Origin of the sequence: Streptomyces sp. NPDC041068 (assembly GCF_040647455.1) — a bacterium.
Lineage (GTDB): Bacteria > Actinomycetota > Actinomycetes > Streptomycetales > Streptomycetaceae > Streptomyces.
Map to the genome: position 1 here is coordinate 378,400 of NZ_JBEZCG010000006.1, position 25,513 is coordinate 403,912.

Annotated in this window: 20 protein-coding genes, 1 pseudogene and 1 riboswitch; of the genes and pseudogenes, 10 read left to right on the forward strand and 11 right to left on the reverse strand. The window is 71.8% G+C overall.

Annotated elements, in window-relative coordinates; translation table 11 throughout:
* Positions 1-209 precede the first annotated feature (209 nt).
* Positions 210-3,341 (reverse strand): alpha-N-acetylglucosaminidase, encoded by a 3,132-nt coding sequence (locus AB0B50_RS16515; protein WP_362331284.1) that lies wholly within the window; start codon positions 3,339-3,341, stop codon positions 210-212.
* A 152-nt stretch (positions 3,342-3,493) separates the two neighbouring features.
* On the opposite strand from AB0B50_RS16515, the gene AB0B50_RS16520 reads away from it, so the two are divergent.
* On the forward strand, positions 3,494-3,877 hold the full coding sequence (locus AB0B50_RS16520) for a hypothetical protein (protein ID WP_362331287.1): 384 nt from the start codon (positions 3,494-3,496) through the stop codon (positions 3,875-3,877).
* A gap of 75 nt (positions 3,878-3,952) precedes the next feature.
* Here AB0B50_RS16520 and AB0B50_RS16525 read toward each other — a convergent pair whose 3' ends face one another.
* The 3 genes from AB0B50_RS16525 to AB0B50_RS16535 are packed head-to-tail and all read right to left on the reverse strand — an operon-like array spanning position 3,953 to position 7,368.
* Positions 3,953-5,398 carry a DUF1996 domain-containing protein gene (locus tag AB0B50_RS16525; RefSeq protein WP_362331290.1) on the reverse strand — a complete coding sequence of 482 codons (1,446 nt, stop codon included), beginning with the start codon at positions 5,396-5,398 and terminating at the stop codon, positions 3,953-3,955.
* Positions 5,399-5,446: 48 nt separating this feature from the next.
* On the reverse strand, positions 5,447-6,106 hold the full coding sequence (locus tag AB0B50_RS16530) for a response regulator transcription factor (RefSeq protein WP_362331293.1): 660 nt from the start codon (positions 6,104-6,106) through the stop codon (positions 5,447-5,449).
* On the reverse strand, positions 6,091-7,368 hold the full coding sequence (locus AB0B50_RS16535) for a sensor domain-containing protein (RefSeq protein WP_362331296.1): 1,278 nt from the start codon (positions 7,366-7,368) through the stop codon (positions 6,091-6,093). Before AB0B50_RS16535 ends, AB0B50_RS16530 begins: the two co-directional genes overlap by 16 nt.
* Positions 7,369-7,623: 255 nt before the next feature.
* Between AB0B50_RS16535 and AB0B50_RS16540 the strand changes: the two genes are divergently transcribed.
* The gene (locus AB0B50_RS16540; protein ID WP_362331299.1) at positions 7,624-9,819 is read left to right on the forward strand and encodes an MMPL family transporter; all 2,196 of its coding nucleotides are present in this window, start codon (positions 7,624-7,626) and stop codon (positions 9,817-9,819) included.
* Positions 9,820-10,095: 276 nt separating this feature from the next.
* Here the strand turns inward: AB0B50_RS16540 and AB0B50_RS16545 are convergent, their stop codons facing one another.
* The 5 genes from AB0B50_RS16545 to AB0B50_RS16565 all read right to left on the reverse strand — a co-directional run bounded on the left by AB0B50_RS16545 (position 10,096) and on the right by AB0B50_RS16565 (position 14,315).
* Positions 10,096-11,085 (reverse strand): NAD-dependent epimerase/dehydratase family protein, encoded by a 990-nt coding sequence (locus tag AB0B50_RS16545; protein ID WP_362331302.1) that lies wholly within the window; start codon positions 11,083-11,085, stop codon positions 10,096-10,098.
* A gap of 85 nt (positions 11,086-11,170) precedes the next feature.
* The gene (locus tag AB0B50_RS16550; protein ID WP_362331305.1) at positions 11,171-11,752 is read right to left on the reverse strand and encodes a winged helix-turn-helix domain-containing protein; all 582 of its coding nucleotides are present in this window, start codon (positions 11,750-11,752) and stop codon (positions 11,171-11,173) included.
* A gap of 369 nt (positions 11,753-12,121) precedes the next feature.
* On the reverse strand, positions 12,122-13,150 hold the full coding sequence (gene glnII, locus AB0B50_RS16555; protein ID WP_362331308.1) for a glutamine synthetase: 1,029 nt from the start codon (positions 13,148-13,150) through the stop codon (positions 12,122-12,124).
* A gap of 170 nt (positions 13,151-13,320) precedes the next feature.
* Positions 13,321-13,791 (reverse strand): hypothetical protein, encoded by a 471-nt coding sequence (locus tag AB0B50_RS16560; protein ID WP_362331311.1) that lies wholly within the window; start codon positions 13,789-13,791, stop codon positions 13,321-13,323.
* A 155-nt stretch (positions 13,792-13,946) separates the two neighbouring features.
* Complete coding sequence (locus tag AB0B50_RS16565; protein ID WP_362331314.1) at positions 13,947-14,315, reverse strand: ArsC/Spx/MgsR family protein; 369 nt, start codon at positions 14,313-14,315, stop codon at positions 13,947-13,949.
* Between the two features lie 166 nt (positions 14,316-14,481).
* Here AB0B50_RS16565 and AB0B50_RS16570 point away from each other — a divergent pair, with 166 nt between their 5' ends.
* The 3 genes from AB0B50_RS16570 (at position 14,482) to AB0B50_RS16580 (ending at position 17,399) form a co-directional block, all read left to right on the forward strand.
* Positions 14,482-14,790: a hypothetical protein gene (locus AB0B50_RS16570; RefSeq protein WP_362331317.1), complete on the forward strand. Its 309-nt coding sequence runs from the start codon at positions 14,482-14,484 to the stop codon at positions 14,788-14,790.
* Positions 14,791-14,918: 128 nt separating this feature from the next.
* Positions 14,919-15,911 carry an alpha/beta fold hydrolase gene (locus tag AB0B50_RS16575; protein ID WP_362331320.1) on the forward strand — a complete coding sequence of 331 codons (993 nt, stop codon included), beginning with the start codon at positions 14,919-14,921 and terminating at the stop codon, positions 15,909-15,911.
* Positions 15,912-16,037: 126 nt separating this feature from the next.
* Entirely contained in the window at positions 16,038-17,399 is a 1,362-nt protein-coding gene (locus AB0B50_RS16580) for a DUF2252 domain-containing protein (protein WP_362331323.1), read from the forward strand.
* A gap of 25 nt (positions 17,400-17,424) precedes the next feature.
* Here AB0B50_RS16580 and AB0B50_RS16585 read toward each other — a convergent pair whose 3' ends face one another.
* Positions 17,425-18,555, reverse strand: a complete 1,131-nt coding sequence (locus AB0B50_RS16585; RefSeq protein ID WP_362331326.1) for an HAD family hydrolase — start codon at positions 18,553-18,555, stop codon at positions 17,425-17,427.
* 189 nt (positions 18,556-18,744) lie between these two features.
* Here AB0B50_RS16585 and AB0B50_RS16590 point away from each other — a divergent pair, with 189 nt between their 5' ends.
* The 5 genes and pseudogenes from AB0B50_RS16590 to AB0B50_RS16610 all read left to right on the forward strand — a co-directional run.
* Positions 18,745-19,611: a helix-turn-helix domain-containing protein gene (locus tag AB0B50_RS16590; RefSeq protein WP_362331329.1), complete on the forward strand. Its 867-nt coding sequence runs from the start codon at positions 18,745-18,747 to the stop codon at positions 19,609-19,611.
* A gap of 92 nt (positions 19,612-19,703) precedes the next feature.
* A complete protein-coding gene (locus AB0B50_RS16595; protein ID WP_362331676.1) occupies positions 19,704-20,099 on the forward strand; it encodes a VOC family protein in 396 nt (131 codons plus the stop codon).
* Positions 20,100-20,106: 7 nt separating this feature from the next.
* Positions 20,107-20,292, forward strand: a riboswitch (cobalamin riboswitch).
* A 65-nt stretch (positions 20,293-20,357) separates the two neighbouring features.
* Positions 20,358-21,392 (forward strand): ABC transporter substrate-binding protein, encoded by a 1,035-nt coding sequence (locus AB0B50_RS16600; RefSeq protein WP_362331332.1) that lies wholly within the window; start codon positions 20,358-20,360, stop codon positions 21,390-21,392.
* 167 nt (positions 21,393-21,559) lie between these two features.
* Positions 21,560-22,570 carry an iron chelate uptake ABC transporter family permease subunit gene (locus AB0B50_RS16605; RefSeq protein ID WP_362331680.1) on the forward strand — a complete coding sequence of 337 codons (1,011 nt, stop codon included), beginning with the start codon at positions 21,560-21,562 and terminating at the stop codon, positions 22,568-22,570.
* A gap of 299 nt (positions 22,571-22,869) precedes the next feature.
* A pseudogene (locus AB0B50_RS16610) lies at positions 22,870-23,643 on the forward strand (ABC transporter ATP-binding protein); the annotation flags it as partial.
* A gap of 118 nt (positions 23,644-23,761) precedes the next feature.
* Here the strand turns inward: AB0B50_RS16610 and AB0B50_RS16615 are convergent.
* A complete protein-coding gene (locus AB0B50_RS16615) occupies positions 23,762-25,438 on the reverse strand; it encodes an MFS transporter (protein ID WP_362331334.1) in 1,677 nt (558 codons plus the stop codon).
* Positions 25,439-25,513 lie beyond the last annotated feature (75 nt).

The window sequence follows — 25,513 nt, forward strand, 5'->3', positions numbered from 1 at the left end:
CACCCGCAGACGCCAGGCCGACGCGAGGGGACGTGGGGGTGTGTCCGAACGGAGCACCGAGCACAAAGCTCACGCGAGCCGCAGCAACAAGGCCCCGCAACAAAGATGGCGAGTACGGAGACACCCCCGCGGCCCCGCCCCACATCCGACCCCCAGGCGCTCCCCGCCCGAGAGCCGTTACCCGCTCCCCGCCCGAGAGCCGCTACCCGCTACCCGCCCGCGAGCCGCCACCCGCTGAACTCCACCGTCCCGCGCGCCCCGTCGCCCCCGTTCGTCGCGCTCATGAACATGCCGGCGTCCTGCGTCGACCCCGTCCCCGCCACAGTCACCGTCGCCACGTCCCGCCACGTGGCTCCGTCGTCCACGGAGCAGGACCCCGTGACCGCGCCGCCCCCGCCCCGCGTCAGACGCAGCAGTACCGGCGCCGTGATCCCCGTGATCCGCTTGTACGTGTCCAGCGTGCCGTCACCGTTGGTGTCGTACGAGAGGACCACCCCATTGCCGGGAGTGACCGCGAGGTTCACGATCCCCGCGGACCCCGGCCGCTCCAGCGCCACCCGGCTGATGATGCCCGCACGGGCCCAAGGACCCGTCGAGGCCTGGGAGTCGACCCGCACGACCACCGAGACCCCGTCCCGCAGCACCCCCTCCCGGTACAGCGCCCCGAACTCGGTCGTCCCTTTCCACAGATCCGCCCCGCCGCCGTGGATCGCGTACCGACCGTCCAACTCGCCGAAGACGGCACCGTTGTTGCTGTACTTCTTCCAGGCGTCACTCACCGGCCCCGCCACGAACAGCGTCCCGTCGTGCACGGACCGCACCCTCCGCTCGCCCGAAGGGCCGTACCGCACGGCGATCTCGTACGGAAGCGGCCGCAACGGCCGGTCCAGGGGCGTGTCCGGGGCGCTGACCCGCCATGCGACCTTGCCCGTCCCCGCCGCCTCGACCCTCGGCAGGGAGACGGGCCCAGAGGGCTCCGCGTCCACGCCGGTCAGCGTGAAGTCGACGCGGCCGGTGGCGCGCAGCCCGTTGACGTTGCGGAAAACGGCCTCCACGCGCGCGTGCCCACCCGGCGGCATCGCCGACGGATCCGCGGTGACCTCCAGGCTCCCCTGGTACGGCGCCCGCGCCAGAACGTCCCGCACCCGGGCCGCGGTGCGGTACGGGGCGCCGACGGGCCGCAGCGCGTAGTCCTTGCGCTCGTGCGTCCACGGCTCCTCGAAGGCGAACCAGTCCACCGGCTTCGGCGCCCGCCCCGCCGCCAGCGCGTCGGCGAGTTCGTCGAGCCACTTCTGCCACCGGGGCACGTAGAAGTCGCCCATGAGGCCGTGCCATTCGCGGTTGCCGTAGTCGTGCAGCCGCCCCGGGTCGGACGTCGCCCGGTCCCCCCACACCGTGATCAGCACTTTCGCGGTCCGCTCGAACTCGGCGCGCTCGGCCTCGTTCGTCCCCATCCGCCGCGCGGCATCGACCCAGGGGCCGAGCAGGAAGGCCGCATGGGTGCCCGTCACGTCGTCCGAGAGCCGCATCAACCGCAGCCACAGCGTGGCCAGTTCACGGAAGGTGGCCTGGTCCTTCTTCGTGTACGCGGCCCGCAGCTGCGGAAGGAGCTGCCGGCTGCGGTGCGCGAGGGCCTGCCGGGCGACGTCCACCAGGTCGTGCCGGTAGGCGGCGCTGCCCCGCAGCGCGCCCGCGACCCCGAGGAGCCCGGAGAGCGCGGCGTCGAAGCGTCCGGGGTCGTAGGTGAGGGCGCGCGGCGCGTACTCCGCGGCGCGGGCGGCGGCGAGGTCGGGCCGCGCGGCGAAGAGGGAGTCGTGCGGGTCGCTGCGCTCGACGGCGGTGTGCTGGTAGGCGGTGTCGTGAAGCGCCCGCCAGGCGGCCCGCGCGTCGCGGTCGCGCCCGCCGTACCGGAAGTCGGCGTACGAGGAGAACCACGCGGCGCGGTCGACGGGCCCCTTCGTCCAGGCCAGTTCGGAGAAGAGCTCGAAGGCGGCGGGGTCCCGGTCCGTGGCCTCCGGCATGAACGCGGTGCCCACCAGCGCGCTGTTCTCCTTGTCGCGCCAGGCGAAGAACTTCTCGTTCCACAGGTGCGTGCGGGCCCCGATGGTCGTGCGCCCGCCGAAGTTGGGGATGGTCCCGAAGGCGTAAGGGGTCCCGCCCCAGTCCTTCTCCCGGTCCGTCACGCTCGCGAACCGGTCGGAGACCCCGTCGACGATCAGCATCCGCTTCTTGTCGACGGCGTCGAGCAGCGCGGGCAGCGGGTTGGCCTCCCAGCCGAGGATGACCCAGGTGGCGCCGGGCCTGGCCGTGCGCAGGGCGGCCTCCACACCGCGGGCGGCGTCGGGCACGGGCACGTCGCCCGCGGTGCCGCCCTCGTGCAGCAGGTCCATCTTGAAGAGGTCGGCGGGGCCGAAGAGCTGTTCCTGGTGCCGGTAGAAGGAGGCGGCGACCTTCGCGAAGGCCGAGGTCCGCGGGTCGAGCCAGTCGGGTCTCCTGAACCCGTGCCAGACGCCCTGCGGCACGACGCGCGCGTCGCCGCCGTTGCGCCCGACGAAGCCGTCGGGGACGTGGCCGTAGTAGCCCGGGAGGACGGGCGCGATGCCGAGCTCCCGCAGCCGCCGCACGATGCGCTGCCCCAACGCGACGCGGTCGTCGATGAGTTGCCGGGAGAGCGGCCCGCCGTACCCGGACAGGTTCTGCAGGAGCCACCACGGCTGGTGCGAGGGCGCGGGCAGCCACGCCCTGGCCTCGGCGTCGGAGTAGCCGAACTCCTTGAGGACCCGGTGGTACACGGCCTCGGCGCCCGCGATCACCAGGACTTCGTTGCAGCCGTGCAGGGCGAGTACGTCGATCATCCGCTCCCAGTACGTCCAGTCGGCGTACGGCGCGGTGTACCCGTCGTTGGTGTCGTTCAGGGCGAACCGGTGGGCGAGCGAGGTGGACCGCTCAAGGGGACGGGCCGGCGCGGGCAGTCTGCGCGGCAGGTCCAACTGGCTGCCGTTCCAGGTGACATGGGCCCCGCACACGTACTTCAGGTACCAGTGGACGCCGGTGAGCAGCACGGCGGGTGTCGTGCCGGACACCTCGATCCGCCCGGCGGTCCCGGTGACCCGGAAGCGGTCCTCGCGGCCCCGTGGCGGGAGAAGTCTGAGGCGGATCTGCTCCGCGTGATGCGGGAGGAGTCTGTTGAGCACGGACCGCGCGGCATCCGTATCCAAGGCCGGGGCCTTTGCGGGGCGCGCGGCCGCGGTGCCGGTCAGGACCGGCAGTCCGCCGGCGGCGGCGCCGAGGCCGAGGGCTCCCGCCGTGCCGAGCACGGTGCGTCGGGACGGTTCGGACATGTGTACCCCCTGGGTTGAAGGCTGCGCGCACGGTATCCGTGTCGCCCCCGGGGCTCAACGGTGCATGTGCGACAGGCGAGTTGAGTCAGCCGAAAGGAACGGGTGGGACGATGAGGGACGTGCGGCGGGCAGCGCGAAGCGCGCTTTCGTGCATGGGTGCGGGAGTCCTGCTGATGGTGGTGGGGTGCGGCTCGAGGGGTGACGACACACCGCGCACGGCGAGCGGCAGCCTGGAGCAGCTGGCGGCCAAGGCGCGATGCAGGCCCGACATCCAGACGGACGCGGCCGAGCTGCGGCAGGCCACCTGTGTGGGTGGTGCCCGCAACTACATCCTCGTAACCTTTACAAACGCCCGTGGCCAGGCCGAATGGCTCGACGAGGCGAACGATTACGGGGGTACGTACCTCGTCGGCGGAAGCTGGATCGCGGTCGGCGGTGCCGATGACATCGCGGCGCTGCGCGACCGTCTCGGTGGGACCGTGGTGGATGCCGCGGGGAGGCACGGCGGGGGCCACCACGGTCACCGCATGGGGTGAGCGGCTCTCCTGTCGGGGTCTCCTGTCGGGATCTCCCGTCGGGGTCTCCGTCGGGATCGCCGGCCGGGCGCGGCGTCAGGCGCAACGTTGGCCGGAGTTGACGCACTTCGCCACGCGTCGCATCAGCCGCTCGTCGAAGACGTTGATGAAGTCACCGTGGTCGGTGACGGGTTTGTGCAGCTGCTCGGGGAAGGAGTCGACGGCGAAGCCGGGGCCGGGCGGCACGTCGTACACGATGCGCTGCACCAGCTGCGGAATGGCGCGGAAGCCCTGCGGGCAGGCGCCGGTGCGGGGGTCGGCGAAGGCGACGTGGGTGCGGTGGTTGGCGCTGTCGGTGTTCTGCCCGTCCCAACAGCTCTGGAAGTTGAACGTCCGCACGACCTTGCTGCCCTCGGGGCAGATCGGATACTTGTCCTTCAGCTGCCGGTTCTCGAATCCGGTGCAGCTCCACGAGGCGTTGGCATTGGCGTCGCCGTTCGTGAACGCCTTGGCGTCACCGGTGATGATGCGCAGGAATCGCGGCATCGCGACGACCTTGCTCCGCGGATTTCCGGCGAACGTCAGCGTGACCGCGGCGGGTGTCTGGATCTCCCCGACATTCTGGTCCTTGCCGCCGCCGTCGGCCTGGGCGTCGTCCTCGTCCTTTCCGTTCTGCAGCCTCAGGACGGGCCAGTAGTACGTCGACTTGTCGCCCTGATTCCGGCAGCTGGTCTTCCCGTTCGCGAGATCGTCGTCACTGGAGAAGGCGTCCGTCGCCTGATTTCCGACGTAATCGTGCATGTGGTGGGCGCCATTGCTCACGCCGGGCGCGACGATGACGTTGTCGGGATTGAACTTGCCGTTCTCGTTCCGCCCGCATTTCGTGGTGAAGGTCCCGCGTGATGCGTTGCGGCCGTTTCGGGGGCGGTTGACGTTGGGCCGGACGGATGTGATCTCGACGAAATCGCTCGCATCGGGCCCGTTGGTGCTTTGCCCTTGCTCCTGGCCCTGCTCCTGCTCCTGGCCCCGCTCCTGCTCCTGGCCCTGCTCCTGGTCCTGGCCTTGGTCTTCGCCCTGTTCAGGTGCCTGCTCCTGGTCGGCGGCGCGCAGGGTACAGGGCGCCATGCTGTCGAGCCCTTCGGGCCGGGCCCCGGCCTGGTCCAGGGTGTTGGTGATTCCGGAGAGGGTTTCCCTGCGCTTCTCCTCCAGGGGAGCGAGCAGGGACTCCTTGTCCTGGGCCTGCGTGAATTGCCCGTACGCTTCCGTGATCTGACCGTCCAGCTCGGCGAGTTGCCGATCCACTTGGCCGCGCGCGGCGTCCGGCACCTCCGGCAACTGATTCGCCACGTCCGGACAGTCGATGGTCGACGCCTGTTGCCCGGCGCTCCGCGGGGGCGGCTGATCCGTGCCTTCTTCGGCATTCGCGTAGACGTTCACGGCGATCAGGCCGCCGCCGCCCATGAGCAACGCCACGGAAGCAGCGACCGCCCGGCCCGCGAGTTTTGATCGTTTTCGTGATGTACGTCGTGAAGTGCGTCCCATGGGACTACGTACGTATCAGTGGCCCGCCCCGTTCAACCGCCCCGAGAATCAGCGCCCTTGATCGAGATAGGCAAGAACCGCGAGCACCCGCCGATTGTCGTCGTCCGAGACCGGCAGATCCAGTTTTCCGAAGATATTGGACGTGTGCTTGGCGATGGCCCGTTCCGTCACGACGAGCTGCGCCGCGATGGCCGCGTTCGACCTGCCCTGCGCCATGAGTTCGAGCACCTCGCGCTCGCGCGGGGTCAGCGCGCCGAGCGGCTGGTCGGTGGCGCGGCGGGACAGGAGCTGCTGGATGACCTGCGGGTCCATCGCGGTGCCGCCGGCCGCGACCCTGCGGACGGCGTCGATGAACTGCGCGGCGTCGAAGACCCGGTCCTTGAGGAGATAGCCGACGCCGCCGTTGCCGTCGGCGAGGAGTTCGCGCGCGTACAGCTGCTCCACGTGCTGCGAGAGGACGAGGACCGGCAGGCCCGGCCGCGCCCGGCGCGCGGCGAGCGCGCACTGGAGACCCTCGTCCGTGTGGGACGGCGGAAGCCGTACATCGACAATGGCGACGGCGTCTTCGTCCGGCTGCAACTCCTCCAGGGCCTTGGTCAGTTCGGGCCCGCTCTCCACGGCCGCCGCGATCTCGAAGTCGAATGCCTCCAGCATCCGCACCAGGCCGTCGCGCAGCAGGAAGAGGTCTTCGGCTAGGACAACTCGCAAGGGATCTCCATGGTCACCATGGTCGGACCGCCCGCGGGGCTGCTGACGGCCAGTACGCCGTCGAATGTACCGAGTCGGCGTTCGATGCCGCTCAGCCCGGATCCCGATCCGACCGAGGCGCCGCCCTTGCCGTCGTCGGTGACGGCGATGCGGAGCATGCCGTCGGTGTGGTGCACGTCGACCCAGATGCGGTCGGCGCCCGAGTGCTTGATCGCGTTGGTCAGGGCCTCGCTCACCGCGAAGTACGCGGCGGACTCGACCGGCGCCTCGGCCCTGCCCGCCAGCTCCACGTCGACCTCGGTGGCGATCGGCAGGCGCAGCGCGAGGGCCTTCACCGCGTCGCCGAGGCCGCGTTCGGCGAGGACCGGCGGGTGGATGCCGCGGACCAGGTCGCGCAGCTCGGTCAGCGCCTCGCCGGAGTTCTGCCGCGCCTTGGCGAGCAGTTCCTTGGCCTTGGCGGGGTCGGCGTCGATCATCGCCTCGATGGTGCCGAGGTCCATGCCCATGGCGACCAGACGGGCCTGCGCCCCGTCGTGCAGATCGCGCTCGATGCGGCGCAGTTCGGCGGCGTAGCTGTCCACGGCGTCGTGCCGGGTCTCGGTCAGCCGGTCGACGCGCAGCGCCAGTTCGCGCTCCCGCATGCTCGTGGTGGGCGCGAGGAGCGTACGGGCCAGGAGGAAGTGGCCGCGGACGATGTGCGGGTTGGCGAACAGGCCGACCACCAGCAGTGCGGTGCCGAGCACGGCGGCCTGGTTCGCGGTGGACTGCGAGGTGACGTGGATGAAGCCGTACCACTCGCCGCCGCCCGCGTCGTGGATCGGCTTCCAGACGCCGAGGGCGAGGACCCAGCCGTACAGCCAGTAGAGCAGCAGCGCGGGAGCGAAGATCGCGGAGATGAAGCCCCCGGTCATGTCGACGAGCAGCCACTGCAGATCGCGCCAGGTCGCCGGGTCCTTGAGCATCAGCATGCAGCGCTCGACCTGGCCGGTGACGCCCGTACGCAGTCCCGAGGGGAAGGTCCGGTACGGGACCGGGATCCGTACGTCCGCCCACTGACCGGCCTGATAGCGGCGCAGGGTGGCCCACTTGCGTACGCCCGTCAGGATGACCGGAGTGGTGAAGAGACCGACCCCGAGCAGGATGAAGGCGATCGACAGGACGGAGAGGACGAAGAGGGTGATCGAGCCCGCGAGAGAGACGATCGACAGGTAGAGCCCCCGCCCTCCGGCGACCGCCGCGGTCCGTAGCCTCGTCATGGTCATCAATCCCTCTCGTCAAGCCCGAGCCGACCGTTCGCGTGCTGTGCGTCCGGCACGGTGACCAGTCTCTCCGGTGGGGCGGCCCGGGTCATTGGGCCCCCCACCCGAGCGGGGGGTGTACCTGACGACACCCCCCGGCCTCGCCCTGTGCTTCACCGAGAGGGGGCTTCGGCGGCTGGGGCGCGAAGTCCCCGGTTTCTAGCGTGAGTCACGTCTTATCCGACGCTTACTCGCGCAGACTGATGGGGGCGAATCGCCATGAGGCGGAACCTCGCGGCACGACTCGGTGTGTGGAGCGCACACCACCGGAAGGCGGCCGTCCTCGGCTGGCTGGTCTTCGTGGTCCTCGCCACGGTCATCGGCGGGGCCACCGGCACGGTCACCGCGTCCGACGACGAGATGGGGGTCGGCGACTCGGGCCGGGCCGCGAAGATCCTGAAGGACGCGGACATCGACGAGCCCGCGGGCGAGCTCGTCATGGTCACCGCGCGCACCGCCGACGGCTGGCGGGACGCGGCGGCCGACCTGTCGAAGGCGCTGACCGCGACGGGCGACGTACGCGACGTCCAGGCGCCGCTGCCCTCGAAGGACGGCAGGGACGCGCTGCTCCGCTTCGAGATCAAGGGCCCGTCGGACGACGCCGCCGACCGCGTCGGGCCGGTCCTCGACGCCGTGGCGAAGGCGAAGGAGGACGGGGCCGCGCACGGCATCTCCGTCCACCAGTTCGGCGACGCGAGCTCCGAGAAACACCTGTCCGACCTGCTCGCCGACGACCTGAAGAAGGCCGAGTTCACCGCGGTGCCGCTGGCGCTCGGCATCCTTCTGATCGCCTTCGGGGCCGTGGTCGCGGCGCTGCTTCCCGTGGGGCTCGCGCTCACCGCGTGCGTGGCGGCGTTCGGGCTGCTCTCCCTCGCCAGCCACCAGCTGCACCTCTTCGAGACGACGTACTCCGTGATGTTCCTGATGGGCCTCGCGGTCGGCGTCGATTACTGCCTGTTCTATCTGCGCCGCGAGCGGGACGAGCGGGCTGCCGGGCGGGACGCGGAGACGGCCCTGCGGATCGCCGCGGCCACCAGTGGACGCGCGGTCCTGGTCTCCGGCCTGACGGTGATGGTCGCGATGGCCGGCATGTTCCTCTCCGGCCTGCTCCTCTTCAAGGGCTTCGCCGTCGCCACGATCCTGGTGGTGTGCGTGGCGATGCTCGGCTCGGTCACGGTCCTGCCCGCGCTGCTCGCCTGGCTCGGCGACCGGATCGACGCGGGCCGCATCCCCTTCCTCTTCCTCAACCGCCGTGCCAAGAAGGGCGCGCACGCCAGTGGAGGCATCGCGGGACGCGTCCTGCGGCCCGTCCTGAACCACCCGAAGTTCTTCGCCGTCGGCGCGGCCGCCCTGCTGCTCGCCCTCGCCGCGCCCGCGCTCGGCATGAAGACCGAACAGCTCGGTCTGGAGAAGCAGTTCGGCTCCGACGCGGCGCTCTCCATCTCGTACAAGAAGATCACCGAGGAGTTCCCCGGCGGGCCCGCCCCGGCCCGGGTGGTCGTCAAGGCCGACGACATCGGGGCGCAGCCGGTGCGGAAGGCTCTCGCCTCGGTGACGGACAAGGCGGGCGAGGGCGCCGACCTCACCGTCCACAAGGCGGCGGGCGTCGCCGAGATCGCGGTTCCGCTGCCGGGCACCGGCACCGACGCCGAGGCGAAGAAGGCGCTGCACGACCTGCGCGACGTGACCGTCCCCGCGGCCTTCGACGGCGTCGACGCCGAGGCGTACGTGGGCGGTGACCTGGCCTCCTCCGAGGACTTCAGCGACCAGCTCGGCAGGGGCATCGTGCCGGTCTTCGCCTTCATCGCGGCGGTGACCTTCCTCCTGATGCTGTTCAGCTTCCGCTCGGTGGTGATCGCGGTGACGTCGATCGCGCTGAACCTGCTGTCGGTGGGCGCGGCCTACGGCGTCATGACCGCGGTCTTCCAGCACGGCTGGGGTGCGGAGCTGATCGGCTCGGAGAAGGTCGGCGCGATCGAGAACTGGATGCCGCTGTTCGTCCTCGTCGTCCTCTTCGGCCTGTCGATGGACTACCACGTGTTTGTGGTCTCCCGCATCCGCGAGGCCCGCGACCGCGGTGCGGACAACCGCGCGGCGATCCGCGAGGGCGTGACGAGCACGGCGGGCGCGGTCACGGGCGCGGCGGTGATCATGGTGGCGGTCTTCGCGGTCTTCGGCACACTGTCCATGCAGGACATGCAGCAGATGGGCGTGGGCCTGGGAGTGGCGGTCCTCCTGGACGCGACGGTGGTCCGCATGATCCTGCTCCCGTCGGTGATGACACTCCTGGGCGACAGGAACTGGCACACGCCGGGGTGGCTCTCGTGGCTCCCGCAGGTCTCGCACGGCGAGACGGGTGTCACGGACACCCCGCCGGTGTCGCCCGCCTCCGCCGCCACGCCGTCCCGGTTGTAGGCAGCCGCTCCGCACGGCGCCCCTCGCCCTTTCGCCGCCCGCGTTGTGGGCAGCCGTCCCACACGGCGGCACCCCCGCCCCCGCCTCCACCTGTTCGCCGCGCCCCGTTGTGGGCAGGCGTTCCGCACGGCGAGTGGGGTCTCCCCTGCTCGAGCGGAGCCGAGAGCTTGGGGAAGGGCGGGCACAACGCCTCACTGCCGGGCAACCGTTGACAAGGCGCCCGCTGAAACGTCGTATCCCCCGGTGCGGAGCACACGCACCGGGGGATACGCACAGCTACAGCCCCAGAACCTTCGCTTCCTTCTCCGGATCAAGCCCGACCGCAGGTCGATCCGCCCGCTGCGGAGCGACCCCGCCGAGCCCCCGCAGCCACTCCCACGTATCGCGCACCGTCTCGGCGACGGGCCGGGCCCGGAGCCCGAAAGCCACCGCCTTGTCCACGGACGTGACATGCATCGTGTCGTACAGCTCACCCGGCGGCAGCCACACCGGCAGCTCCATCCACGGCTCGATCCCCGCCTCGGCGATCGCCTCCGGCGAGGTCCACCGCAGCTCGACGTCGGATGCGCCCGCCACCGCGACGCACGCATCGAGGAGCTCACCCATCGTCGCGTGCGCGACCGGCGAAACCAGGTTGTACGCCCCGTGCAGCCCCGCGGCGGCCGCGTCGACGATCCACTCCGCGAGATCCCGTACGTCGATGTACTGGATGCCCGCCTCCCGGGGCCCGGGTGCCAGCACGGCCCCGCCCCGCGCCACCCGATTCAGCCACCACGGCAGCCGCCCGATGTTCTCGTAAGGACCCAGGATCAGCCCCGCCCGCGCAAGCAGCGTCCGCTCGGCCCCGAACTCGGCGACCGCGGCGAGCTCACCGCCCCGCTTGTCCTCCGCGTACGCGACCGCGTCGGCGTCCGGATCGCCGTCCACCACGGGGAAGTTCTCGTCGGACCCGGCCACGCCGGGATAGCGGTACACGGAGCCGCTGGAGACGTAGACGTACCGCCCGGCCCGCCCCGCGAGCAGCCGGGCGGCGTCCCGCACCACCCGGGGCGCCGCCGACCAGGTGTCGACCACCACGTCCCATTCACCCTCGGCGAGCGCCGCGAGGCCGCCCTCGGCGGTGCGGTCGCCGTGCAGGGACCGCACCCCGGCGGGCGGCTCGTGGCGGCCGCGGTGGAAGACGGTCACCTCCCAGCCCCGGGCGAGCGCCGCCTCGGTGACGGCGCGCCCCACGAACTCCGTACCACCCAGCATCAGAAGTCTCATGGAAGGACTCTGCACGCCGGACGGGTGCGAAGGGAACCGTGTTCTGCCGGAGGCAGAGAGAACGGGGCGGAGCGGCGGAGCGGGCTCAGCGCGCGGGCGTCGGCGGCGCGTACTTGTAGCCGACCCGGCGCACCGTCTGGATCGTCCTGCGGTGCTCCGCGCCGAGCTTGCGCCGCAGCCGCGCGATGTGGACGTCGACGGTGCGGCCGTCGCCCACGTGTCCGTACCCCCACACCGTGGTCACCAACTGGTCGCGGGTGTGCACCCGGTGGGGGTGCGCGACGAGGTGCGCGAGCAGCTCGAACTCCAGGTACGTGAGGTCGAGGGTCCGCCCGTCGACCTCGGCGGCCCGCTGCACGGTGTCGATGCGGACGGGCCCCGTGTCGGGCGCAGGCCGCTCCGGCGGCAGGACGGGCTCCGCTGCGACGGGTTCCTGCCCGGCCGGCACGAGGACGAGGTAGCCGACCATCGGCGGCTGCCCCGGCAGGGTCGGCAGGGTGTGCTGCGGCGCGGGCAGCCAGGTGGCGCCCGGCGGCAGGAAGTCGGAGATCTGCACCACCTCGTCGGGCGCGACGGCCCGAAGGCGTCCCCGGGCGGCGGGGACGGAGGCGCCGGACGCGGCGGCGGTGGCGGAAGCGGCGGCAGTGAAGGTACGGGAGTTCGCCATGGTGAGGTCAGCTCTTTCGCGCGAAGAAGGAGTCGTCGAGAACGAGACGTACGTCGTGCGCGTCAGGCGAAGGCCGGGTGAACGGCTTTAGAGGGCCCGCGCGTTCATCGCGCGGCAACACACCCGGTCGAAGTCGTGGTGCTGACGGGAAGGCCAGAAGGGCTCGAGGTCATGACGACCTGTCGCTGCGTTCCGGTGGCTTCCCATGCCCCCCATTGAATCAGATGGGTGGGTTACTGGCAGTTCCCTCTCGCCCACCGATACGGCCCCCTGACGGATCTTGGCGTGAAATGTTCCCTGCACCAAGGCCTGAGGGGGCGCCCGCCGGAACCGGCGGGCGCCCCCTCAACAGGCGTGCGGACAGCGGGATCAGACCTGACCGGCCTTCTCCAGCGCGGCGCAGCAGGTGTCGACGAGCAGCCGCGTCACGACGTACGGGTCGACGTTCGCGTTCGGGCGGCGGTCCTCGATGTAGCCCTTGCGGTCCACCTCGACCTGCCACGGGATGCGGACCGAGGCGCCGCGGTCGGAGACGCCGTAGCTGTACTCGTTCCACGGGGCGGTCTCGTGCAGGCCGGTGAGGCGGTCGTCGATGCCCGCGCCGTAGTTCTTGACGTGGTCCATCGGCTTGGAGCCCTCGCCGAGCGACTCGCACGCGGTGATGATCGCGTCGTAGCCCTCGCGCATCGCCTTGGTGGAGAAGTTGGTGTGCGCACCGGCGCCGTTCCAGTCGCCCTTGACCGGCTTCGGGTCGAGGGTCGCGGAGATGTTGAAGTCCTCGGCGGTGCGGTAGAGCAGCCAGCGGGCCACCCACAGCTGGTCGGAGACCTCCAGCGGGGCGAGCGGGCCGACCTGGAACTCCCACTGGCCCGGCATGACCTCGGCGTTGATGCCGGAGATGCCGAGACCGGCCTTGAGGCAGTTCTCCAGGTGGGCCTCGACGACGTCACGGCCGAAGATCTCGTCCGAGCCGACGCCGCAGTAGTAGCCGCCCTGCGCGGCGGGGAAGCCGCCGACGGGGAAGCCGAGCGGGCGGTCGCCCTCGAAGAAGGTGTACTCCTGCTCGATGCCGAAGATCGGCTCCTGCGCGCCGAAGCGGGCCTCGACCTCGGCCAGTTCGGCGCGGGTGTTGGACTCGTGCGGCGTCATGTCCGTGTTCAGGACCTCGCACAGGACGAGGATGTCGTCGCCGCCGCGGATCGGGTCGGGGCAGGAGAAGACCGGCTTGAGCACGCGGTCCGAGGCGTGGCCCTTGGCCTGGTTCGTGCTGGATCCGTCGAAGCCCCAGAGCGGGAGCTCGGCGCCCTTCGCGGTGTCCGCCAGTATCTTCGTCTTCGAACGGAGCTTGGCGGTCGGCTCGGTGCCGTCGATCCAGATGTACTCAGCCTTGAAGGTCACGGGGGCCTCATCCTTAAAGCTCGGTACGGCGCAGAACGTGCGGGTGCTGCGGTGCCGTGGTGATGTGCGGCAGCCTGGCAACCGGCGATTTCCCGACCGTTGCTCTTATGTGAACCCCGTGTTACCTGGGGCGAGTGTGGCTCACATCACCCGGCGGGCCCCGGTGGGCGTCATTTGATGACCGCGTTGGCGGCCGCGATGGCGAGGCCGATCGTCGCGTCCGCGCCGCCGATCAGGACGGCGGACCGGTGCCGGTAGCCGACCCGCAGCGCGGCGAAGGTGCCCCAGCCGAAGAGGAGCGCGGCGTTCAGCATCAGCCCCGCGTAGGTGACCGGAGTCTCGGGCCAGCCGAGGGCGCCGGCCAGGATCAGCAGGATCACGGTGGGCCAGCAGGCGATGATCACCGGCCACTCGTCGACGAGCGCCCAGGCCAGTTGCCGCCAGCGGTGGGCGCCCGAGCCGGGCCGGTGCGTGGACATGTGGTGCGCGTATCCGTGCGCGAGCGCGGCCGTGCCCGCGGTCACCATGACCCAGGCCGCGTCGTAGTAGGGCGTGTAGGGGGTGCCCTCCGACTGCAGTGCCGCGAGCATCGCGCTCGCGAGGACCGTTCCGTATACGCCCCCGAACATCCAGCTCCGCACGGCGCGCTCCCTTCCGTGTGCCGGATCCTTCGTCCGGTCGGCGGCCTGTGGAGCCATCAACGCTATGGGGGCATGTGTAACGGTTTGCCGGATGTCGTGCATCGGTCGGCGGTCATTCGCGGATGCGGACGCGGCCCGGCCAGGCGCGGCGCGGCTCAGCGCGACAGCGCGTCCCGCACCGCCTCCTCCGTGCGGGCCACCACCGCCGTGCCGTCGTCCGCCGTGATGATGGGGCGCTGGATCAGCTTCGGGTGGTCGGCGAGCGCCTTGATCCAGCGGGCGCGGCCCGAGGCGTCGCGCGGCCAGGCCTCGCGGTCCTTGAGGTTCAGGTCCTTGGCGGCCTGCTCCGAGGTCCTCGTGATGTCCCAGGGTTCGAGGCCGAGGCGGTCGAGGACGGCGCCGATCTCGTCCTCGGTGGGCACGTCCTCCAGGTAGCGGCGCACGGTGTAGTCGGCGCCCTCCGCGTCGAGCAGGGTGAGGGCGCCGCGGCACTTCGAGCAGGCGGGGTTGATCCAGATCTCCATGCGCACACGCTACCCGCGAAACACCCGCCCCAGGCCGCTCGGTGCCGCTCTGTTCGAATGCCTCAAAGCCCTTCTGGCCAGCGGCGATTGTCAGTGCTCCGCAGTAGAATCACAGTAGTGTTCGAGGGCGCCCGACGGGGGGTCCTGACCGCGACAGGAGGATGCCTTGCCCGCTGCCGCACTCACATCGAAGCGTGTGTCCAAGACCGTGCCGAAGCCCGTTCTGATCGATCTGCCGTACGCCCCGCTGGAGAAGAAGGCGCTCCCCGCCGGACGCCCGCGCGAGTGGTACGTCAACCACAACCGCCGCCTCAAGGCCATGCGCCTGGCCATCGCCCTGCTCGACTCGGGCGTCTATCTGCCGGGCCAGGCGAAGAACAGCACGATACGGCGCATGGCGGAGGAGGTGGGGATCCATCCCCCGTCCGACATCACCTGCCACATGGTGCGTGCCCTGATGCGCTACAGCCGGTGAGCAAGTGCGGGGCCCCTGGGGCGGGTTGGCCCCAGGGGTTCCGTGTTCCGGCGCGAAGTCCGTGGGGGGCCGGGGGATTTGGGCCCCGGGCCTGTGCGCGCACTTGTGCGATGAGACATGCTGTGGCCATGACCCAGCAGGAACCCGTCGGCGCCCGGCCGGCCCCCGTGGGCGAACTGCCGCTCCTGACGACCGCCGAACTCCCTGACGGCGCCCGGCTCCCGGTGCGGGCCCTGCGCGCCCCCGAGCCGGAACGCTTCCTTCCGTCCGGCTCGGGTCCCGCGCCGGGCCCGCCACCGGCCCCCGCGGTCCTGATCCTGCCCGCGATGGGCGCGCCCGCCCGCTTCTACCGCCGCTTTGCGCACGCCCTGCACGACGAGGGCCTGACGGTGCTCACCGCCGACCTGCGCGGCCAGGGCGAGGCGACCCCGCACGTCACCGACCCCACAGCGGTCGACCACGGCTACCGCGCCATCGTCGAGGAGGACCTGCCCGCGGTCGTCGCGGCGATCCGCGCCGCGCTCGGCACCGAGATGCCCCTGTACCTCCTCGGCCACAGCATGGGCGGCCAACTCGGCCTGGTGCACGCCTCCTTGGGGGTAGGCCCCGGCGTCGACGGCGTGGCGCTCGTCGCCTCGGGCTCGGTCTGGTACCGCGCGTACGGCCGACTGCGCGCCCCCTTCCTGCTCGCCGGAGAGCTCCTCGTCGCGGCGACGGCGACCGTGCTCGGCCGCTGGCCCGGCACCCGCCTCGGCTTCGGCGGCAACCAGCCCAAGGGCGTCATGCGCGACTGGGCGCACCAGGGCCGCACCGGCCGGTACGCGGCGAAGGGCTCCGCGCTCGACTACGAAGCCGCGCTCGCCGCCCTGGACCTGCCCGTGCTCGCGGTCTGCGTCGAGGGCGACACCTACGCCCCCGCGTCCGCCCTCGACCACCTGCTCTCCAAGGTTCCCCGGGCGCGCCTCACCCGCCGTCGCTACACCGCGCAGGAGGCGGGCGCCCGGCTCGACCACTTCGCGTGGACCCGCGCGGGCGCCGCGCTCGCCAAGCAGGTGGCGGCATGGGCGGCCGACCAGGAGCAGCCCGGAGGGAGAGCGGACGGTGCCCGGCCCGGGCACTGATCCGGTCACCCGTTCGCCGTACCCGGCATGCGTACGGGCCCCCGGCCGCATTGGCTGCTGCTGAGGGCAGGAGCGGCGACCGCGGGGCGACCGGTCGTCCGCCGCGAGCGTGAGAGGGGAGCGAGCATGACGACCCCGGAGGCACGCGCGACGACCCCCGAAGCACGCGCGCGGGTGGGAAAGGCGGCCCGCAAACGCGCTTCGCGCTCCTCCCACGGTGCCTGGATACCCTCCGCCGACCGCCCCGACCCGGTGGCCGTCCTGGAGCGCCAGGGCGCCGACCGCGTCCAGGAACTGCTCCCCATCCGCTACGGCCGCATGGCCGCGTCCCCCTTCGCCTTCCTGCGCGGCGCGGCCGCCGTCATGGCGGGCGACCTCGCCGCCCAGCGCCACAGCGGCCTCACCGTGCAGCTCTGCGGCGACGCCCACCTCATGAACTTCGGCCTGTTCGCCTCGCCCGAACGCGCCCTGCTCTTCGACCTCAACGACTTCGACGAGACCTACCCGGGCCCCTTCGAGTGGGACGTCAAACGCCTCGCCGCCAGCGTCGCCGTCGCCGCCCGCGAGAACGGCACGGCCGAGAGCGGCGCCCACGACGCGGCGCGGGACGCCGTGGCCGCGTACCGCACGGGCATCCGGCGTCTGGCGGGCCTCGGTGAGCTCGCCGTCTGGTACGAGCGCATCGACGCCCACGACCTGCTCCCGCTCGTACGCCCCGGCGCCTCCCGCGACCGCGTGGCGGCCCGACTCGACCGCGCACGCAAGCGCACCAGCCTCCAGGCGCTCGGCAAGCTCACCGAGGTCGTGGACGGCGAGCGCCGTATCGTCCACGACCCGCCGCTCCTCGAACCGGTCGGCGCCCCCGACATGGCCGCCCTGCGCAAGATCTTCGGGGACTACCGCTCCACGCTCGCCGAGGAGCGGCGCCTCCTCCTGGACCGCTACCGCTTCGTCGACGCGGCCCGCAAGGTCGTCGGCGTCGGCAGCGTCGGCACCCGCTGCTTCATCGTGCTGCTCGCCGGGCGCGACGCGGGCGACCCGCTCTTCCTGCAGATCAAGGAGGCGGTGCGGTCCGTCGTCGAGGACCATCTGCCGACGGGTCCGTACGTCCACCCGGGGCACCGCGTGGTGGCGGGGCAGCGGCTGCTCCAGGCGGCGAGCGACATCTTCCTCGGCTGGATGACCGGGCCCCAGGGCCGCGCCTTCTACTGGCGCCAGCTGCGCGACATGAAGGGCTCCGCGGACCTCGCCGCCATGTCGGCCGCCGACCTGCGCGCCTACGCGGGCCTGTGCGGCACCGCCCTGGCCCGCGCCCACGCACGCTCCGGCGACCGCATCGCGATCGCCGCCTACCTCGGCGGCTCGGACACCTTCGACCGCGCCGTCGCCGACTTCGCACTGCGCTACGCCGCCCAGAACACCCGCGACCACGCGGCGCTCACCGCGGCGATCGGCTCCGGGGTGATCGGGGCGGCGCCCGGGGTCTGAGGGACCCCGGGCCTTCGGCGAACCGCTAGCCGATCTGGTCCGGGGTGACCGTCAGCCAGCGCTTGTCGGCGGTCACCTTCTGGCCGAGCTCGCGCTGCCGCTGCGCGTTCTTCTTCTTCATCCCGTCGAGCTGCTTCATGTACGAGTCCTTGCGGTTGACCCAGACCCGTACGCCGCCGTGCTCCACGTCCGCGGAGTGGAACAGCATCGGGCCGTCGCTGACCGGGGTGTCACCGGCGGCGAGGATCGGCTTCTTCCACTCGTCGATGTACGTGTTGATCGCCGCGGGCTTGCCCTCGTACCAGGTCAGCGGCGCCCACAGGTTCGGCGTCAGCTCGCGCTTCGCGAGCTTCTCGCGGTCCTTCTCGCCGAAGCGGCCCTCGGCGATCTCCTTGCGGGAGGTGGTCACTTCACCGGTCTTGCGGTCCTTGAGCTGCATCGAGACACCGATGACGTTCTGCGGCTTCACGCCGTAGCCGTACTTCGGGTCGGCGAGCACCATGCGCACCAGGTCCTCGCCGGCCGCGCTGACCACGTACACCTCGATGCCGTGGGCCCGCAGCGTCTTGTAGAGCTGCTGCATGCCGCGCGAGAACTCCGGCGCCTTCACCTCGGTCCTCGTGAGCTTCCCGTCCTCGTAGTACTCGGCCGGGATCGGCTTCTTGTACGCCAGGAGTTCGTCGACGTACCCCTTGAGCTCGTTCAGCGTGAAGCCGGAGAAGATCTGCGCGGCCCACGGGTAGCAGACCTGGTCGTCCACCTCGCACAGCCGGTTGTAGTAGCTGTAGAGGCTCTCCTTGTGCCCGGCCTTGTCCTTGAAGGGGATGACCTTCAGGGACGGGTCCATCGTCTTGCGGGTCAGGACGCCCTTCATCTCCAGGAAGGGCAGCAGCGACTCCTCCAGGTCGCCCCGGTACGTCGTGTTGTCCGCGTCGAAGACGGCGTACGCGCCCTTGTGGTCGTTCTTCGCGATGACCTTGCCGAGCTGCTTCGCGACGGGCTTCGGCCAGTGCGAGAGCTCACGGGCGGTGGCCGCCGAGGTGTCGGCGGCGCTGGCCTCGCTCGTCGGCCACAGCGCGCTGCCCGCGAGGACGGCGGCGGCCAGCGCGCCCGTGGTGCCGATGACGGCCAGCTTTCCCTTTGCCCGTACTGCCATGTCCCTACGTCCCTGCCGTTCCCTGAGAGCGATGCGCGGCCCCGTCCGGAGCGGCGCGCAATGCTATGGGGCGACGCCCTCATTTCCCATGATCGAAGTCACCGTGCACAGGGGGCATGGGGAAGGTGAACACGGGTAGTCGAACCGGACGCCGAGACCGCTTCGGACGGGCCGCGCATACTGGGAGCCATGGGCTCCCAGGAGTTCGTCAGGGCCGTTCCCCGGCTCGACGGCATGGTCGTGTCCGCGGTCGGCTACCGCACCGCCGGGCAGCGGCCCGCCCTGCACCGGGGCCTGCCGTCGCCGTATCTGACGGTGGTCTTCTCCCTGGACGGGACCATCGCGGGCGGCGGCACACCGGACCAGGCGACCGGCGTGGACGCGGTGCGCACCGAGATCATGGTGGGCGGCCTGCACCAGAGCCCCGTCTACCTCGTCTCGCCCGAGCACGAGGCGGGCATCCAGCTCGCCGTGCACCCCCTCGCGGCCCGCGCGCTCCTCGGCCTGCCCGCGGCGGCCCTGAGCACAGAGATCGTGACCAGGGGCACGGACGTGTTCGGCGGCCGCGCCGCCGAGGTCCGCGAGCAACTGTGCGCCCTCGACCGCTGGGAGGACCGCTTCGCGCTGCTCTCCGGCTATCTGCGGCGGCGCGCGGCGGCCGCCGACGCGGGGCGGGTGCGGCCCGAGGTCGCCGAGGCCTGGGCCTGGCTCGCCAGGCACCGGGGCGCGGGCACGGTCGGCGGCCTGTCCCGGCACGTCGCGCTCAGCGAGCGGCGGCTGAGCGCCCTGTTCCGCGCCGAGACCGGGCTGAGCCCCAAGCAGGCCGCGCGCCTGATGCGCTTCGAGCACGCCAAGGCCGCCGTGGCCCGCACGGTCACGGCCGAGGCCCCGCCCGACCTCGCCCGGGTCGCGGCCGACGCCGGGTACTACGACCACTCCCACCTCGTACGCGACTTCCAGCAGTACACGGAGCTCAGTCCCACCGGCTGGCTTGCCGAGGAGTGCCGGAATATCCAAGCCGGGGCCCATGGCGTGGGCGAAGAGTGGGAGGCATGAACACCACACGAGACACCACGGCAGAACACCCCTCGCACCCCACGGCGGAAAAGGACACCACGGCAGAACAGCGGCTCGGCACGCCTCCGCCGATGATCTGGCCGGGCCTCCAGGCCGAGGACGCCCCCGCGCTGATCGACTTCCTCGTCGACACCGTCGGCTTCCTGCGCACCGCCGTCTACGAGGACGGCGGCCGCGTCGCCCACGCCCAGCTCGACTGGCCCGAGGGCGGCGGCATCATGCTCGGCTCGTACGATCCGGACGCGGTCGCCGGCACCTGCGGGAAGCCCGGCACCGCGGGGGCCTACGTCGTCACCGACCACGTGGACGCCCTGTACGCGAAGCTGACCGCGGCGGGCGTGCGGATCACCGCCGAGATCGAGGACAAGCCGTACGGAAGCAGGGAGTTCGGCATCCTCGACCCGGAGGGAAACCGCTGGTCGTTCGGCACCTATCGGGGCGAGCCGAGGCCCGGACCGACCCCCTGAGCAGGCGTGATAACTTGCGCAAGCCAGTCAAACCCACACCTGGGCCAGGGAATCCGGTGAGAATCCGGAACTGACGCGCAGCGGTGAGGGGGACGGGCGGGGCCACGGCCACTGGGCGTCTTCGGACGTCCGGGAAGGCGCCCCGTCCGGCCGATCCCGAGTCCGAAGACCTGCTGGCGCCTCCGCTCGCACACCGGGCGGCGGAGGTCGTGACGCAGGCCAGGCTCCGCGTATGAGCCGTGACACTCAAGGGATCACGTGTCCTCGAAGAACCGTCGTATACGTACGTTCGCCCTGCTCGGCGCCGGAGCGCTCGCGCTGACCGCGTGCGGCGGCTCCGCGGAGAAGACAGCGGAAAAGGACGCGAAGGGCTACCCCGTGACGGTCGCCTCCTGCGGCAAGGAGGCCGAGGTCAAGGCCCCGCCGCAGCGGGCCGTCTCCCTGGACCAGGGCTCCACGGAGATCCTCCTCTCGCTCGGCCTCGCCGACCGCATGGTGGGCACCGGCACGTGGACCGACCCGGTCCTGAAGAACCTGGCCAAGGACAACGCCAAGGTGGAGCGGCTCTCCGACCGCTACCCGGCGCTGGAGAAGGTCCTCTCCAAGGAGCCCGACTTCGTCAGCGCCTCCTTCCTCTACACGGTCGGCAAGGGCGGCGTCGCCGACCGGACGAAGTTCACCGAACTCGGCGTCCCCGTCTATGTCTCGCCCACCGACTGCGCGGGCAAGGACAACGACGGCGGAGGCGACGGCAAGCGCGTCAAGACGCTCACCATGGACACCGTCTACGGCGAGGTGCGGGACCTGGCGAAGGTGTTCGGCGTCGAGAAGCGCGGCGAGAAGCTGATCGCGGACATGAAGGGCCGGATCTCCAAGGCCACGAAGGACATCGACGCCTCCGACGCCACGCTCCTCTACTGGTTCGCCAACTCCGGCGCCCCCTACATGGCGGGCTGCTGCGGCGCCCCCGGGATCATCACCCGTGAGCTCGGCGCGAAGAACGTCTTCGACGACACGCGCGAGGAGTGGCCGCAGATCAACTGGGAGACGGTCGCCGACCGCGACCCCGACGTCCTCGTCATCGGCGACCTCACGCGCAAGTCGCAGTCCGCGGAGAGCGCCGAGGCGAAGATCAAGTTCCTGGAGACCAACCCGGCGACCAAGAACCTGACCGCCGTGAAGGAGAAGCGCTACGTCCTGCTGAGCGGCCAGGCCATGAACCCCACGATCCGCACGGTCGACGGCATCGAACAAGTGGCGGCGGGCCTACGGAAGTTCGGGCTGACGAAGTGACGCCCGGCAGGCGGGGCGAGGGTTCGGGGCGAGGACCTGCGGCGGGCCATGCCACCGTGCCGGTCGACGCCGCTCCGGCGTCCACCGCTCCGGCGTCCACCGCTCCGGCGTCCGCCGTGCCGGTCGACGCCGCCCCGGAACCCGGCGGCTCCTCGGTCCCCGGAGCGCTGCGGCAAGCGCTGCTGTGGCTCGGGGGCTTCGGGGTGCTGGTGGTGTCCGTGGCCGTCGCCGTCACCATCGGGCCCGCGGACATCTCCGTCCCCGACGTGTGGTCCGCGGTCGCCGCGCACCTGGGGTGGGGCGAGGCGCGGCTCACGCCGATCAGGGACGGCATCGTGTGGAACCTGCGGATGCCCCGCACCCTGCTCGCCGCGGTCTGCGGCGCCGGGCTCGCGGTCTGCGGTGCCGTCATGCAGTCCCTGCTCCGCAACCCCCTCGCCGACCCCTTCGTGCTCGGGGTGTCGTCCGGGGCGTCCACCGGAGCCGTCGCGGTCGTCGTCCTCGGCGTCGGCGGGGGAGCGCTGTCGGTCTCGGCAGGGGCCTTCGCGGGCGCGCTCTGCTCGTTCGCCCTGGTGCTGCTGCTCAGCCACACCCTGGGCGGCACGACGGACCGGGTCGTCCTGTCCGGCGTCGCGGCCATGCAGCTCTTCTCCGCGCTGACGTCGTTCGTCATCCTGGCGGCGGGCGACGCGGAGACCACGCGCGGCGTCATCTTCTGGCTGCTCGGCTCGCTCAGCGGGGTCGGCTGGACGGACGTGTGGCTGTGCGGGGCGGTGCTCGCGGCGGCGCTGCTGATCTGCCTGTCCCACGCCCGCACGCTGGACGCCTTCGCGTTCGGCCAGGAGGCGGCGGCGACCTTGGGCGTCCGGGTGGCCCGCACCCGCCTCGTCCTGCTCTGCACGACCGCGCTGCTGACCGCGGCCCTGGTCAGCTCGGCGGGCGCCATCGGCTTCGTCGGCCTGGTCCTGCCGCACGCCGCCCGCGCGATCGTCGGCTCCGGGCACGCGCGCCTGCTCCCGGTCACGGCACTCGCGGGCGCGGTCTTCGTGGTCTGGGTGGACACGCTGGCCCGCACGGTCCTCGACCCCCAGGAGGTCCCGGTGGGCGTGGTGACCTCACTCATCGGCGTACCGGCGTTCGTGGCGGTCCTGTACCGGACGCGGAGGGCGACGACATGACACACGAAGCGATGCCTTCCGAACCGGCCTCTGCCGACCCCGGGGTGCTCTCCTCCGGGGTGGCCTCCGCCGACCCCGGGCTGCTCTCCTCTGAAGCGGCCTCCGCCGACACCGAAGTGGCCTCCTCCGAAGGGACCTTCCCTGCCGCAGAAGCGCCCGCCGCTGAAGCGCCTGCCGCTGAAGCGCCTGCCGCTGAAGCGCCTGCCGCAGAAGCGCCCGCCGCTGAAGCGCCTGCCCCCGCAGCGCCCGTCCCCGAAGCGCCTCCCTCCGTCGGCGGAGCCCACCCCCCGGCCCCCGTCGGGCTCCGTGCCGACCGTGTCGCCCGCGAGGCCGGTGGACGCCTCGTCGTGGACGGTGTCAGCCTCGCGCCGCCCGCCGGTGCCACCGTCGGTCTCCTCGGGCCCAACGGCTCCGGCAAGTCCACGCTCCTGCGCATCCTCGCGGGCGTCCTCGCCCCGGCCTCCGGCGTGGTCACCCTGGACGGGCGCCCCCTGGCCGACGTCGGTCGTCGCTCGGTCGCGCGCCGCGTCGCCGTGGTCGAGCAACACGCCACGACACAGGCCGAGTTGACGGTACGAGATGTCGTACGCCTCGGCCGCGTCCCGCACCGCCGTGCCTGGTCCGCCCCCACGCCCCACGACGAGCGCGCCGTACGCGAGGCCTTGGAGCGCACCGGCCTGACCGACCGCGCCGCCCAGTCCTGGCACACGCTCTCCGGCGGCGAGCGCCAGCGCGTCCAGATCGCCCGTGCCCTCGCCCAGGAACCACGCGAGCTCCTCCTGGACGAACCCACCAACCACCTGGACATCCAGCACCAGTTGGAGCTGCTCTCCCTGGTGAGCGAACTCCCCGTCACCAGCGTGATCGCCCTGCACGACCTCAACCTGGCGGCGATGTTCTGCGACCACCTGCTGGTCCTGAAGGAGGGCGCGGCCCACGCGGCGGGAACACCGGCCGAGGTGATCACCGAGGAACTGATCGCCGAGGTGTACGGAGTGCGGGCGGTGGTGACGCCGGGCGAGGACGCCGGCCCTGAGGGCGGCAGGCCCTCCGTCCGCTTCCTGCGGGGCTGAAGCCCCGGCGGCCGGGGGAGGCGGCGAGGGATGGAGCCAGGGGAGGCGGCGAGGGAGGCAGGCAGGGGGGGCGGCGGCCAGGGGGGGCGGTCAGGGAGGCGCCCACCACCCCGCCCCCTCACTCCTCCGGCGCCCCAATGGGCCGCACGTGCCGCAGCAGCGCCAGCGCAAGACCCGCAAGCCCCACCAGCAGCACGGCGCTGATCAGGGCGACCGTGCCCACCCCGGTGGCGAAGGCATCCCGCGCGGTGTCGACGAGCGCCCCCGCGGGCCCCTCCGGCAGCCCGTCCGCCGCACCCCGCACGGCGGCCAGGCTCTCGCGCGCCGCCTCCACGGTCCGGTGCGGGACGGCCTCCAGGGCGTCCGCGTCGGCCAGTTCGGCGCGGTAGACGGCCGTGCCGACACTGCCGAGGACGGCGACGCCGAGCGCCGCGCCGAGCTCGGCACCGGTCTCGGACACCGAGGCCGCCGCACCGGCACGCTCCGGCGGCGCCGACCCCACGATCATGTTCGTGCCGAGCACCATCAGCGGCCCGAAGCCGAGCGTGACCACCATGCTGCCCGCGGCCAGCAGGGCGGGCCCCGACGACGCGTCGACCCGCGAGATCACCAGGAAGCCCACGCTCGCGAGGAGCAGCCCGCCCGCGATGACGTACGCGGGCCGCACCCGGCGCGCGATCCGCGGGGCGAGGCCGAGACCGGCGAACGTGCCCGCGACGAACGGAATCATCCACAGCCCCGCGGGCACCGGCGAGAGCCCCTCGACCAGCTGCAGGTACTGCGTGAAGAACAGCGTCAGGGCATGCAGGGTGATCATGCCGAGCAGAAAGACGACCAGCGCGCCACTGAACGCGCGCTCCGCGAAGAGCCGCAGGTCGAGCAGCGGATCGGCCAGGCGGCGCTGCCGCACCACGAAGGCCCTGCCGACCACGAGACCGGCGGCGACCAGGGCGAGCGGGAAGGGCGCGAAGCCGTCCCGCGCCAGCTCCTTCAGCCCGTGGATCACCGGCAGGATCGCGGCCAGGGAGAGGGCGACGCTGAGCGGGTCGAGGCGCCCGGGGGAGGGGTTGCGGTGCTCGGGCAGCAGCGCGGGCGCGCAGACCAGGAGCAGCGCCATCACGGGCACGCCGAGCAGGAACACGGACCCCCACCAGAACCGCTCCAGCATCACTCCGCCCACGACGGGACCGATGACGGCGCCCACCGAGAACGCCATCATCCACAGCCCGATCGCGCTCGCACGCTGCGCGGGCCGTTTGAACATGGTGGTGATCAGCGACATCGTCGAGGGCAGCACCGTCGCCCCCGCGACGCCGAGCAACGCCCGCGCGGCGATGAGCAGTTCGGCGCTGGAGGCGAAGGCGGCGAGCACGGACGCCGTGCTGAACGCGGCGGCCCCGAGCATCAGCAGGCGGCGGCGCCCGATGCGGTCGCCGAGCGTGCCCATCGTGACGAGGAACCCGGCGAGCATGAAGGGGTAGATGTCGGCGATCCACAGCGACTGCGTGCTGTTGGCGCCGAGGTCGGCGCCGAGGGTGGGCAGCGCCATGTAGAGGACGGTGAGGTCCATGGAGAGGAGGAGCGCGGGGAAGGCGAGGACGGCGAGGCCGATCCATTCGCGGGTGCCTGCGGGTGGTGGCTGCCGGTCGGTGCCGGTATCACCGGTATCAGCGGCGGCTTCGACAGCGGCTTCGACAGCGGCACCGGTATCAGCGGCGGCTTCGACGGAGGTGGCGACGGAGGTATCGGCGGTAGTGCCGGCACCGGCAGTGGTTTCGGCTGAGTTGGAAGACATGCCGTCAGGCTCGTGCGCAGGGGTTCCGGAAACCTTCCGGAATCCTTCCGGAGAGATCAATTCCGTTTTCCCTGC